This window comes from Pedobacter gandavensis, assembly GCF_032678745.1.
GTDB lineage: Bacteria > Bacteroidota > Bacteroidia > Sphingobacteriales > Sphingobacteriaceae > Pedobacter > Pedobacter gandavensis_C.
In genome coordinates, this window is the sequence record NZ_JAVTST010000001.1 from 1,618,687 (window position 1) to 1,631,925 (window position 13,239).

10 protein-coding genes are annotated in these 13,239 nt (G+C 40.7%); 1 reads left to right on the forward strand and 9 read right to left on the reverse strand.

The annotated features are described in order from the left end of the window. Nucleotides 1-56: 56 nt before the first annotated feature. From rplT to R2S10_RS06655, 8 genes are all read right to left on the reverse strand, one after another. Nucleotides 57-401, reverse strand: a complete 345-nt coding sequence (gene rplT / locus R2S10_RS06620) for a 50S ribosomal protein L20 (RefSeq protein WP_062547999.1) — start codon at nt 399-401, stop codon at nt 57-59. Between the two features lie 74 nt (nt 402-475). Continuing rightward, complete coding sequence (gene rpmI, locus R2S10_RS06625; RefSeq protein ID WP_062547998.1) at nt 476-676, reverse strand: 50S ribosomal protein L35; 201 nt, start codon at nt 674-676, stop codon at nt 476-478. Nucleotides 677-704: 28 nt separating this feature from the next. Beyond that, nucleotides 705-1,274 carry a translation initiation factor IF-3 gene (gene infC, locus R2S10_RS06630; protein WP_008238148.1) on the reverse strand — a complete coding sequence of 190 codons (570 nt, stop codon included), beginning with the start codon at nt 1,272-1,274 and terminating at the stop codon, nt 705-707. 13 nt (nt 1,275-1,287) lie between these two features. Next, a complete protein-coding gene (gene thrS, locus R2S10_RS06635) occupies nt 1,288-3,213 on the reverse strand; it encodes a threonine--tRNA ligase (RefSeq protein WP_316839660.1) in 1,926 nt (641 codons plus the stop codon). A gap of 202 nt (nt 3,214-3,415) precedes the next feature. Continuing rightward, nucleotides 3,416-4,144 (reverse strand): (Fe-S)-binding protein, encoded by a 729-nt coding sequence (locus R2S10_RS06640; RefSeq protein WP_316839661.1) that lies wholly within the window; start codon nt 4,142-4,144, stop codon nt 3,416-3,418. Nucleotides 4,145-4,176: 32 nt separating this feature from the next. After that, complete coding sequence (locus tag R2S10_RS06645) at nt 4,177-5,481, reverse strand: MFS transporter (RefSeq protein ID WP_316839662.1); 1,305 nt, start codon at nt 5,479-5,481, stop codon at nt 4,177-4,179. A gap of 44 nt (nt 5,482-5,525) precedes the next feature. Then, on the reverse strand, nt 5,526-6,236 hold the full coding sequence (locus R2S10_RS06650; protein ID WP_316839663.1) for a head GIN domain-containing protein: 711 nt from the start codon (nt 6,234-6,236) through the stop codon (nt 5,526-5,528). 53 nt (nt 6,237-6,289) lie between these two features. Continuing rightward, nucleotides 6,290-8,182, reverse strand: a complete 1,893-nt coding sequence (locus R2S10_RS06655; protein WP_410478953.1) for an ATP-dependent DNA helicase RecQ — start codon at nt 8,180-8,182, stop codon at nt 6,290-6,292. Nucleotides 8,183-8,258: 76 nt separating this feature from the next. Between R2S10_RS06655 and R2S10_RS06660 the strand changes: the two genes are divergently transcribed. Continuing rightward, nucleotides 8,259-11,498 carry an amidohydrolase family protein gene (locus R2S10_RS06660; RefSeq protein WP_316839665.1) on the forward strand — a complete coding sequence of 1,080 codons (3,240 nt, stop codon included), beginning with the start codon at nt 8,259-8,261 and terminating at the stop codon, nt 11,496-11,498. A gap of 138 nt (nt 11,499-11,636) precedes the next feature. On the opposite strand, the gene R2S10_RS06665 is transcribed toward R2S10_RS06660, so the two are convergent. Beyond that, a complete protein-coding gene (locus tag R2S10_RS06665; protein WP_316839666.1) occupies nt 11,637-13,223 on the reverse strand; it encodes a RagB/SusD family nutrient uptake outer membrane protein in 1,587 nt (528 codons plus the stop codon). Nucleotides 13,224-13,239 lie beyond the last annotated feature (16 nt).

Sequence of the window (13,239 nt, forward strand, 5' to 3'; positions counted from 1 at the left end):
CTCAATAAAAAAGGGAGCTTTTGGCTCCCTTTTTCTATTTAAAATGATCGTTAGATCTATTTTACTGCATCAATAACTGCTTTAAAAGCTGCTGGATGGTTCATTGCTAAATCAGCTAAAACTTTACGGTTTAAACCGATGTTTGCAGTCGCTAATTTACCGATCAATTGAGAGTAAGAAATACCATGTTGACGAGCTCCAGCGTTGATACGTTGAATCCATAATCCACGGAATTCTCTTTTCTTAACTTTACGGTCACGGTATGCATATTGCAAACCTTTTTCTACCGTGTTTTTAGCGATTGTGAAAACCTTACTTCTTGATCCCCAATAGCCTTTGGCCATATTAAGGACTTTTTTCCTTCTTCTTCTCGAAGCTACTGCGTTTACCGAACGTGGCATAGTGTGTTGTTTTTTGATAAACGGTGTTGCGTATTACAGCAAACTTACTACCGGGTACCTGGTTAAAAATTTAATTATTTACCGATAGCAAGCATACGCTTAACGTTGCCCATATCAGCTGCGGACACCATTGAAGTGTGACCCAAATTACGCTTACGTTTAGTCGACATCTTAGTTAAGATGTGGCTTTTGTAGGCATTCTTCCTTGCAATTTTACCTGTTCCAGTAAGCTTAAAACGCTTTTTAGCACTGGAATTGGTTTTCATTTTTGGCATAACCTGTGTTTATTAATATGTAATTTATTTATTTCTTAGCAACTTTTGGAGCTAGCGTTAAAAACATACGCTTACCCTCTAACTTAGGCAATAACTCAACTTTACCGATATCTTCAAGCGCTTGTGCAAACTTAAGCAAAAGAATCTCTCCCTGCTCTTTGTAAACAATTGCTCTACCTTTAAAGTGTACGTAAGCCCTAACCTTTTCCCCATTTTCAAGGAAACTAACCGCGTGCTTCAACTTAAATTGAAAATCGTGATCATTCGTGTTAGGACCAAAACGGATCTCCTTAATGACAGTCTGTTTTGCGTTTGCTTTAATCTCCTTCTGCTTTTTCTTTTGCTCGTAAACAAACTTACTGTAATCAATGATCCGACATACCGGAGGCACTGCATTTGGAGAAATCTCAACTAGATCCAATTCCAATTCGTCGGCAAGGGCTAAAGCTTTTGCCAAAGGATAGATCCCCGGTTCAACATTATCTCCAGCTAATCTAACCTCCTGAGCCCTGATAAACTGATTAATATTATGTTCTGCTTCTTTTTTCTTAAAAGGAGGACGTGGTCCCCTGTTAAATCCTGGTCTGCCTAATGCCAAATTTATATACTATTTAAATTGTTATTTCTTTAATTAATAATTCACTAAACTCTTGCTGAGTCATTTCGCCTAAATCTCCTTCTCCGTGCTTCCTTACTGATACCTTTCCTTCCGCCATTTCCTTCTCTCCGATGATCAACATATAAGGGATTTTCTTAACCTCAGCGTCCCTGATTTTCCTTCCAATCTTCTCATCCCGGAAGTCAATCAAACCGCGAATATCGGAATTATTTAGCTCATCTGAAACTTTTTTTGCATATTCTTCATACTTTTCTGAGATCGGAAGAATAATAAATTGCTCAGGAGAAAGCCACAATGGGAAATTACCCGCGCAATGCTCAATCAATACCGCGATAAAACGCTCTAGAGAACCAAATGGGGCCCTGTGGATCATTACAGGACGGTGCTTCATATTGTCGCTACCAGTGTATTCCAATTCAAAACGCTCAGGTAAGTTATAATCCACCTGGATCGTTCCCAACTGCCATTTTCTACCCAGTGCATCTTTCACCATAAAGTCTAACTTCGGACCATAGAATGCAGCCTCACCGTATTCTACTACAGTAGGTAATTCTTTTTCCGCAGCAGCCTCAATGATCGCAGCTTCAGCTAAAGCCCAGTTCTCATCAGTACCGATGTACTTAGTCTTGTTCTCAGGATCTCTCAAAGAAATCTGCGCAGTATAGTCGTTAAATCCAAGAGATTTAAATACATATAATACCAGGTCAATTACTTTCTTGAACTCTTCTTTTACCTGATCCGGGCGACAAAACAAATGCGCATCATCCTGAGTAAAGCCACGAACTCTCGTTAAGCCATGAAGCTCTCCACTTTGTTCGTAACGATATACGGTTCCAAACTCTGCAAAACGCAAAGGAAGGTCTTTATAAGAACGAGGTTTTACTTTATAAATCTCACAATGGTGAGGGCAGTTCATCGGTTTAAGGAAAAACTCCTCCCCTTCTTGTGGGGTTTTAATTGGTTGAAAAGCATCTTTACCATACTTCTCGTAGTGACCAGAAGTAATGTATAAATTTTTATGGCCAATATGAGGAGTTACTACTTGCTCATATCCTGATTTTGCCTGTGCTTTTGTCAAAAACTGAACCAAACGCTCACGCAAAGCAGCACCTTTAGGCAACCACAATGGCAAGCCCATACCTACTTTCTCAGAGAAAGCAAATAATTCCAGCTCTTTACCCAACTTACGGTGATCTCTTTTCTTCGCCTCTTCAATCATATGAAGATATTCAGTCAGCTCACTTGCCTTAGGAAAAGTTACACCGTAAATACGGGTCAGTTGTTTTTTAGTTTCATCACCGCGCCAGTAAGCACCAGCAACATTCATCAATTTTACCGCTTTTACAAAACCGGTATTTGGAATGTGTGGCCCACGACAAAGGTCAGTAAACTCACCCTGGTTATAGAATGTGATCTTTCCATCTTCCAGTCCTTCTAACAGGTCTAGCTTGTACTCATCACCTTTTTCTGTAAAATACTTGATCGCATCAGCTTTAGAAACGCTCTCCCTTACAAAAACTTGTTTTTGCTTGGCCAGCTCAATCATTTTGGCTTCAATTGTTTTAAAGTCGTCCGAAGAAAACTCCCTGTCGCCGAAATCTACATCATAGTAGAATCCAGTTTCAATTGCAGGACCAATACCGAATTTTGTACCCGGATATAATGCCTCCAATGCCTCAGCCATAATGTGCGCAGAAGAATGCCAAAAAGTAGCTTTACCCGCAGCATCATTCCAGGTCAACAACTTTACAGTCGAATCACTTTCAATTGCTCTGGATGAATCCCAAATTTCTCCGTTTACTTCCGCAGCTAATACGTTGCGTGCTAATCCCTCTGAAATAGAGAGTGCGATTTGATGGGCTGTTACCCCCTTTTCATACTGACGGCTGGAGCCATCAGGCAGTGTAATGTTAATCATCTACAACTATGATTTAAGTTAATTAATTGATTTTAAATAATTTATACAATTCTTATTCTACGTGTAATAAAACATTATATAAATAATGGCCGTATTCATGACTGCCACTGCTACAAATATAACAAATCATTCAGAAACCCGGTTCTTCCAAGGAGATTCATTTCTTGAAAATGAAAAAACCTTAACAATAAAGCAGGCTGAATTAATATTCTAACCAGCCATTTGCCAAAACATCTGCTAAATGCATCGTTTTTAAAGGAATGTTATTTTTATCGATGTAGCCCTGCAAATGCATCAGACAGGATAAATCGGTAGATATCACATATTCTGCACCCTGTTCCAGTGCATTATTTACCTTTTGCTCGGCCATTGCCGAAGAAATCGCATCAAACTTTACTGAAAATGTACCGCCAAAACCGCAGCACATATCCGTATCTTTCATCTCCACCATTTCCAGTCCATGTACTTTAGACAATAACTGACGAGGCTCTTCCTTAATCTTACACTCTCTCAATCCACTGCAAGAATCATGGTACACGGCTTTTCCATCAAGCTCTGCACCGAAATAATCTCTCTTTAATACATTCACCAGAAAATCAGAAAGCTCATAAACATGCTGTTGAATATTACGGCATTTATTATGGAGATTGGTATTCGTAAACAGATCGCTATAGCCATTTTTAACCATCCCTACGCAGGATGCAGATGGCGCTACGATGTAATCCGTACCTGAAAAATCACTTAAAAACTTCGTTCCTGTTGCTTTAGCCTGTTCCCAATATCCGGCATTATAAGCCGGCTGACCACAACAGGTTTGCGCAGAATTATAAAACACCTCACAACCCGCTTTCTCCAGTAGCTTTATCGTATTAAATGCGGTCTCAGGATATAACTGATCAACAAAGCAAGGAACAAACAATTCTATCTTCATGTGTATCTAATTCTTATTAAAATCTATCATGGTTAACCTTTAACCAATTTTGGTTCTGCCTTTTTTAACAGCAGCAAAAATATCAAACCTATCACAAAAAAAGAGGCCAATGCAAGTACCGAGTTCCGGATACTACCTGTTTGTTCCTCAATATAAGCAAAACTAAAAAGACCAATCACTACCGCCAATTTTTCTGTCACATCATAAAAGCTAAAAAAGGAAGCCGTATCTGGTGTGTTTTCAGGTAAAAACTTAGAGTAGGTAGACCTTGACAATGACTGTATACCTCCCATAATCAAGCCAACTACTGCAGCTAAACCATAAAATTCATACTCGTTGGTGATAAAATATGCGGATAAACAGGCACCTACCCATATGATCACGACATAAATCAACACATTAACATTTCCAATTCTACTGGCCAGTTTCGACATCAATATCGCACCCCAAATGGCTACCAACTGCATAATCAAAATCACAGCAATAAGTTTAGAAGTACCTAAGTGTAAGGTTTTCTCTCCAAAACCCGCCGCCGCCAACATCACTGTTTGCACGCCCATGGAGTAAAACAAAAAAGCAACCAGGTAACGTTTTAAAAACTTCATTTGTTTTAACTGTTTCCAAACCTTACTCAGTTCCTCAAATCCACTATGTACTAAATTCTTATTGATCGCCGTATAATTAGGGCTACCAGCAGGCAATTTACGGAAAGGAATTTGCGCAAAAGCGATCCACCAGATTCCAACCAGCAGGAAGGATAACCTGGCAGGTAAAGAGGCATCAGTAATGCCAAAAAGTTTCGGTTTTAATACAAATGCAAAACATATAATCTGTAAAATAACACTCCCTACATAACCGTAAGCAAAACCTTTGGCGCTTACCCGATCTTGTTGGTCTTTAGTCGCAATTTCCGGTAGATAAGAGTTGTTAAACAATACCCCACCGATATAACCCATAGCTGCGATGGCAAAAAGTATAATGCCCAATTCCAGGCTTTCCAGTTTAAAGAAAAACAAACCCATACAAGCAAAACCGCCTATATAGGTGAAGATTTTCATAAAAATTTTCTTATTTCCACGGAAATCCGCAGTAGCGGAAAGCAGTGGCATCAGTATCACCATCACTAAATATGCAGCCGAAAGTGCATAGTTCGACAAGGCCGTATTCGTAAAAGTATGTCCGAAAAACTTAACCTGATCACCATGCTCAGTGGTAGTGGTAATAATCGTATAATAAGCAGGGAAAATTGTAGAGGTAATAACTAAATTATAAGCAGAATTTGCCCAATCGAAAAAAGCCCATGACCGGATGACTTTCTTGTCGTTTTTTTGTTCCATGTATCAAATAAGGCCGCTAAAATAGCTAAAAAACAACAATCTGGCTAATTAACTTTCTCCAGTTTTGCCGCTCCCGATTTTTTCTCGCTTACATTTTTAGGATTCCCTTTATAATAGATCTCACTTGCTCCGGAAGTCTTTACTTTTAAGTCGTTCAGTACATTGATATTGGCTTTTCCGGTGCCATCAATATTGATGTCGTAAACACCAGCAACAAAACTAAAAGCATCCAATTTGGCATTGCCACTTGTTTTTAACACATGAGTTCCGGTTTGACCGGTCAAGGTTAGTTTTCCAATACCATCAATTTTTGAGGTCAGCTTTCTCGCATTTAAGTCAAGGTTTACATCAGAGCTTCCTTTTAAATCAAGGTTAAGGTCTTCGACATACATAGGTCCATCTCCGATTACACGCACCATACCATCGGTTTCCAACTCTTTCAGCTCAGCAATGCCGGCATAAATCACGACAGAATCCGTACCGCAATATTTTCCGTTTTCCAGTTTAAGTTCCAGTTCTCCTCCACTCACCCTTGCTCTGATCAATGGCACCACATTAGAATCCGCCTGAATCTTCACATTAAAAGTGCTATCCTGAGTCAGGATTAGCTTAATCGTACCGCTCACATTAATTTTATCGTAGCTTTTCAGCTCCACTACTTTAGTCACCTGAATTCCAGAATCTTCGATACACTTAGAGGTACATCCTGCTAAAAGTACAGGGATTGCTAAGGCGATAAGTTGTAATTTCTTCATAGGGAGTGTTTTTATTGCAATTTAATTTTTTAAACTAAGGTATCAACCTCATTTTATAGATAATAGTTTTTGCCATCAGTCTTAATTTTTCCGGCATCCATCAATTCTCGAATTCTAGCCAGTCGTTCATTTTCATTCCCGGTTTTAATACCCCTCACCAAATCGTCAATAGACTGCGACTTCGTTTGGAGTAAAGTAACCAACTCAAAATCGATCCGATCAAAACGGACATCCTGGTCATCAGCTCTTTTTTCCGCCAGACAAACATCGCAAACGCCACATTTATCTGCGTCTGGCTCATCAAAATACCTTAACAATTGTATATTCCTACACTCCTCTTTCTCCGTATAAGCAAGAACTGCTTTGATCTGATCCAATTGAATCTTCTTTCTCAGCTGCATATATTTCACATCGATATCCATATGTACAAAATCTACCCGTGGACGAATATATTGAAGTTGAGGTTGATCAGATTGAGGCAGATAAGACAGCAAACCCTGTTCTTCCAGGTTACTGATCATTTTTCTTGCAGTACTAAAAGACAATCCTACCTTTTTAGCCAGTTCATTTTCTTCAATCTTCACATACTGATCAAATGCTCCACCATACGACCTTAAGATTGCTTTAATCAAAGGATCGTATCCTGCATTCTCAATTTGAAAACGGTAAACATCTTCATGAGAAGCGGTAAACAGCACCCTGGATGGTAAAAAAATGTTTTCTGAAAGCGTCAGGTAACCATCATGCTCTAAGAACTTAAGGGCTGCCATCGTCTTAATCACGCCAACATTAAAGCGCTTACAAAAATCAGCAAGATCAAAGTTAAAAGTCAATCCTTCTCCTGCTCCGAAAGCAAGTTGGAAATAATTCCCAAGGTAATGGTATACTTTTTTAACATCCTCTACGCTTGGAAAATGATCTGCATATTTAGCTTTTAACGCCGCCCGATCTGATTTATTCGCAAGGAGTACCGCATATGCTTTTTGTTCATCCCGCCCGGCCCGCCCAGCTTCCTGATAATAGGCTTCCAAACTTTCAGGCAAATCCAGGTGTACCACAAAACGAACATCAGGTTTATCGATCCCCATCCCAAAAGCATTGGTGGCAACCATCACCCTGATTTTATTCTTTTTCCAATCGTCCTGTTTACGGAAACGATCTATCTTCTCAATTCCTGCATGGTAAAAATCCGCGGCTACCTGATTTCTTGCTAAAAAAGAAGCAACTTCCACTGTTTCCCGCCTGTTGCGCACGTATACCAAACCGCTACCCTTCACGTTTTTTACAACATCAAGTAGTTTTCTATACTTATCTTCTTTATCCATGACTACATAGCTCAGATTTTTACGCTCAAAGCTCTGCACAAAGACTTTCCCATCCTTAAACTTCAATTTATCGACAATATCGCCCCTCACAAATTGAGTTGCCGTTGCCGTTAAAGCCAGAATCGGCACTTTAGGATGGATCTCCCGGATCTCTGCAATCTGTTGATATGGCGGCCGGAAATCGTAGCCCCATTGAGAAATACAATGTGCTTCATCTACCGCAATCAGGTTTACATTCATGTAAGAAATCCTGATCCGCACAATTTCTGATAATAATCTTTCCGGAGAGAGATATAAGAACTTAATCTTCCCATAAATACAGTTGTCGAGCAGGATATCGATTTCTCTTTTCCCCATTCCTGCATAAATAGCAACGGCTTCAATTCCTTTGGATTTCAGGTTTTCCACCTGATCTTTCATCAGAGCAATCAGTGGAGAAATGACAATACAGATCCCCTCCTTTGCCAATGCAGGTATCTGAAAGCAAAGGGACTTACCTCCTCCGGTGGGCAGCAATGCCAAAGTATCATGACCATTTAAAACGGAACTGATAATGTCTGACTGTAGTGGTCTGAAAGAATCAAATCCCCAGTATTTTTTTAGTATCTCGGCTTCGCTCATAAAAAGGTTACTCATCAAAACTATAAAAATGAACTGATATTATTAAATTGCAGGCTTATTTACACCAACCTGCACAATGAAAAAAACCTTACTACCATTGGCTTTGGTATTCGTTTTTCAGTCCGCCTTTTCCCAGGAAAAGAAATGGGACATAGAAAAATACCAGGGCCCAACAAAAACCTTCAATATTGAGACCGATGAAGGAACCTGGATGAACCTGGATGTTAGTGCCGATGGTAAAGATATCGTTTTTGACCTTTTGGGAGATATTTACAGTATGCCAATTACGGGTGGTACAGCTACACTTCTAAGTGGCGGTATACCCTGGGATATCCAACCCCGCTTCAGTCCGAATGGAAAATTCATTTCCTATACCAGTGATAAAAACGGTGCCGATAACATCTGGATCATGAACCGCGATGGTTCTGGAAAGCGACAAGTTACCAAAGAAACCTTCCGACTACTTAATAATGCAACATGGACACCGAACAGCGAATATTTGGTGGCTCGTAAACATTTTACCGGATCCCGCTCCCTAGGTGCCGGAGAAATGTGGATGTATAGCATTTATGGTGGTGAAGGTGTACAACTCACCAAAAGAAAAAATGACCAGCAGGATGCCGGCGAACCGAACATCAGTCCTAATGGCAGATACCTGTACTTTAGTGAAGACATGGCTCCCGGGCCTAACTTTGAATATAGTAAAGATCCAAACGGAATGATCTATGCCATCCGTCAGTTGGATATGGTGACTGGAAAATTCAGCAATCTTGTTGCTCAACAAGGTGGTGCTGCCCGACCACAGATTTCTCCTGATGGAAAAATGATGGCTTATGTAAAACGTGTCCGCTTAAAGTCCGTATTATACGTACAAAACCTACGCACAGCCGAAGAATGGCCGGTTTATGAAGACCTTTCTCATGACCAACAGGAAACCTGGGCTATATTTGGTGTTTATCCAAACTTCGCCTGGACTCCGGATAATAAAAATATTGTCTTTTATTCTAAAGGAAAAATCAAAAGGATCGAGCTGGCAACTTTAATCAGCAACGACATTCCCTTCCAGGTAACCAGCAAGCAAACCGTACAGGATGCCCTGCATTTCCCTCATCCCGTTTACAGCAATGAATTTGATGTAAAGATGATCAGACAATTAACCACCTCTGCTGATGGAAAAATGGTCGTTTTCAATGCCGCAGGCTTTTTATACAAAAAAGACCTACCAGATGGAACACCAGAACGCGTAACCAATGGGATTGATTTTGAGTTTGAACCTAAAATCAGTGCCGATGGTAAATACGTTGTATATACCACATGGAATGATGAACTGAAAGGTGCAATTAAAAGAACAGATCTAAAATCAGGAAAAACGATCACCCTGACGGATGAAAAAGGATTCTATTACTCCCCATCTTTCTCTAATAAAGGTGATAAAATCATTTTCAGAAAAGGAATTGGAAATGATGTATTGGGATATGCTTATGGCAGAGGAACAGGAATTTTCATCATGTCGGCGAATGGCGGACCAAAAACCTTGATTTCCGACAACGGCATCAAACCACAATTCAACACAGATGATAGCCGTATCTATTTCCAGGGATATGAAGCTGGCAAAAAAGCTTTTAAAAGTATCGATCTGAATGGTGCAAATGAAAGAACCCATTACACCTCAACTTACGTCAACCAATTTACACCTAGTCCAGATGGCAAATGGATGGCCTTCACCGAGCTATTCAATGTCTACATTACCCCAATGATCACTGTTGGATCAGCATTGGAACTTTCTGCTAGCAATAAAGCGATTCCCCTGACCAAAATCACAAAAGATGGCGGAACCTATATCCATTGGAGCAATGATAGTCAAAAGTTATTCTGGACACTCGGCGATCAATACTTTAGTAAAGAAATTAAATCAGCATTCAGCTTCAACGATGCTGGTGTACAGATTACCCAAAAACCGGATACCATAGGTCTTCCTATCGGATTAAAACTGAAAAGCGATCGTCCTAACGGCTTGCTTGCTTTAACAGGTGCCAGAATCATTACAATGAAAGGCGATGAAGTGATTGAAGAAGGAACGATTCTGGTAGAAAACAATAAAATTATTTCTATAGGGAAATCGGCAGAAATGACCATTCCAGCGGATGCCAAAGTAATTGATGTAACTGGCAAAACCATCATGCCTGGGATAGTTGACGTTCATGCCCACCTAAGAACAAGCCCCGATGGTATTTCGCCTCAACAGGACTGGTCATATATGGCTAATCTTGCTTTTGGTGTCACCTCAGCGCATGATCCTTCCAGCAATACAGAAATGGTATTTAGCCAGGCAGAAATGTTGAAAGCAGGCAGAATGGTAGGCCCTCGTTTATATTCTACTGGCTCTATCCTTTATGGTGCTGATGGCGATTTCAAAGTAGTTATTAATAGCCTTGACGATGCCTTATCTCACTTAAAAAGGTTAAAAGCAGTAGGTGCATTTTCAGTAAAATCCTACAATCAGCCAAGAAGAGATCAGCGTCAGCAGATCCTGGAAGCGGCAAGACAGTTGAAGATGGAAGTGGTTCCTGAAGGTGGATCTACCTTTTTCACAAACATGAACATGGTTGCAGATGGACATACCGGAATTGAACACAGTATTCCTGTTGCACCTGTTTATAAGGATGTAACTTCTTTCTGGGGCAATACTAAGGTTGGCTACACACCTACCCTGATCGTTAGTTATGGCAGTCAGTGGGGCGAAAACTACTGGTATGACAGAACCAATGTCTGGGAAAATGAGCGTCTAATGGCTTTTACCCCACGCGCGATTATTGATGCACGTGCCAGAAGAAGAACCACTTCAGAATACGGTGATTACGGTCATATTGAAGTGGCCAAAGCCACCAAACAAATCGCTGATGCGGGTACTAAAGTAAACCTGGGTGCGCATGGGCAGATCCAGGGCCTTGGTGCGCATTGGGAACTATGGATGCTCGTACAAGGTGGAATGTCACCAATACAAGCCATTCGTAGCGGTACTTTAAATGGTGCAGCTTACCTTGGTATGGAGAAAGAAATCGGCTCCCTGGAACCAGGAAAACTAGCCGATTTAGTGATCATGGATGCCAACCCATTGAACGATATTAGAAACTCTGAGAAAATTAAATACGTGATGATAAACGGTCGTATTTTCGATAGTCTTTCTATGAATGAAATCGGTACCAGAGAAAAACTTCGTGGTAAATTCTGGTTTGAAACTGGTAAAGGTATGATCTATAGCTTCCCTACAGGAGTTGCGGAAACCTATACTTTTACCATTCCGAACTGTGATTAATACTGATTGAGCTGTGATAAACACCGGTTTATAATTGAGGTTAACCGGTGATGAATAAATACAAAACATAAGCTAACCCATAAAAAAAGCTGCCTGATCACAAACCAGGCAGCTTTTTTTATACTATTAAACCAATAACTATTGTCCTGAAAAAGGATTCTGATCAGTAGGTTTAAGTGCTTCATTATTGGTCATTTCCAATTGTGGGATCTGAGAAATAAAACGGTAATCATTAGACAGCAATGTGCCTTGAGGATTGGCCGAAGAAGCCACATAACCGTTCAATTGGTTCACGCCCCAGGTATAATGTCCTTCTTTATAGGTTGCAGTTTCCTGGTAACGGATCAATGGTTTTTGCAGACGTAAAAGGTCGTAGAAACCAGTTACCCCTTCACAAAGCAATTCCTTACGTCTTTCTACATAAATAGCTTCCAGTAAAGTTGGACCGGCAGCTGCAGTAGTCAGCGCAGTAACTCCCCTGGCCACTTGCAAACGGTTCAGATAGGTCAAACCGTTACCCCCAGAATTGGCCGCAGCTTCTGCCATGATCAATAACATTTCCGAACCTCTCATCAGCGAAACTTCCGGACGGGTATTTCCCTGTACCGCACCATTCGCATCACCATAATGTTTGTACTTGTTATACGCCCATTTTGTTGACCATTCCTGAGAAGCATTTTTGGTACGCTTCCAGAATTGGTACCTGTCCTCTGTCTTTTCAAACAACTGCTCATACTTTCCATCCGCAAAGAAACTCAGAAAGGCATATATAGGGCCATCTGTAAACCCTTCGCCATAGCTTTCATCCTGGTTGTACCAGAAGTTAAACTGGGTACTTCCTCCTATATTGTCTGTATCGGTATATTTCATGGCCCACATGATCTCCGGATAACCGTTGGTGATCACTTTATCAAAACCACTTCTATATTGATCACGGGTCATCAATTGGCTATAAGCATTGTAAGCAGTAGTCGCTTCGGCAAGCGCATTTGGCCAATCGTTCATCACCAGGTATACTCTGGCCAATTGTCCGGAGATTACATTTTTATCAATCGTCCATTTGTTCGGACGCTCATAGTTGGCCAGTAGCCCTTTTGCCTCTTTAAGATCGGTTAAAATCTGCTGATAGCAGGCTTCCACAGAAGAACGCGGCATATTTTCCGGATCAGTAGAAGATAACCTTAGGATCACTCCTGGTTTATTTTTAGCCAGCATATAAGTTTGCTGATAGTTTTGGATCAGGTGGAAGTAACAGATGCCGCGGATGGCTTTTGCCTGTCCCATAATCTGCTGCTTCAATTCCGGACCGCCATCTGCAGTTGGCAACGCAGTGATAATCGCATTTACCTCATTGATGGTTTTGTACATCATTGACCAGATCGCATCCGAATTTCCGGTAATCTGCGTCCTGGTAGGCTCATAAGTATAAGAAACCACCTGATTACCACCCATATTGGTGTGACTCAGGATATCAGCGCCACCCAGATCTACATACATCTGTAAGCCTGCCAAGCCTGAATAAGCCCTATCTGCACCATTATTGTTAAAATACAGCTTTTTGTAGGCCGAGGTCAGCACCATATTTAACTGGGTCACATTTTTAAGCACTTCCCCATCAGAAGTAGCGGTTGATGATTTTGTCTCCAGGAATTTTTTACAGCCGGCGAAGCTTGTCATTAAAACGGGTACTGCCAGCAATAAGACTATTTTATATATTGTTTTCATCGTTGTCGTATCTATT

Excerpts from the sequence above, each read along its gene's own strand:
- rplT (WP_062547999.1), bottom strand. The coding sequence starts at position 401 with ATGCCACGTTCGGTAAACGCAGTAGCTTCGAGAAGAAGAAGGAAAAAA.
- rpmI (WP_062547998.1), bottom strand. The coding sequence starts at position 676 with ATGCCAAAAATGAAAACCAATTCCAGTGCTAAAAAGCGTTTTAAGCTT.
- thrS (WP_316839660.1), bottom strand. The coding sequence starts at position 3,213 with ATGATTAACATTACACTGCCTGATGGCTCCAGCCGTCAGTATGAAAAG.
- R2S10_RS06640 (WP_316839661.1), bottom strand. The coding sequence starts at position 4,144 with ATGAAGATAGAATTGTTTGTTCCTTGCTTTGTTGATCAGTTATATCCT.
- R2S10_RS06645 (WP_316839662.1), bottom strand. The coding sequence starts at position 5,481 with ATGGAACAAAAAAACGACAAGAAAGTCATCCGGTCATGGGCTTTTTTC.
- R2S10_RS06650 (WP_316839663.1), bottom strand. The coding sequence starts at position 6,236 with ATGAAGAAATTACAACTTATCGCCTTAGCAATCCCTGTACTTTTAGCA.
- R2S10_RS06655 (WP_410478953.1), bottom strand. The coding sequence starts at position 8,182 with ATGAGCGAAGCCGAGATACTAAAAAAATACTGGGGATTTGATTCTTTC.
- R2S10_RS06660 (WP_316839665.1), top strand. The coding sequence starts at position 8,259 with ATGAAAAAAACCTTACTACCATTGGCTTTGGTATTCGTTTTTCAGTCC.
- R2S10_RS06665 (WP_316839666.1), bottom strand. The coding sequence starts at position 13,223 with ATGAAAACAATATATAAAATAGTCTTATTGCTGGCAGTACCCGTTTTA.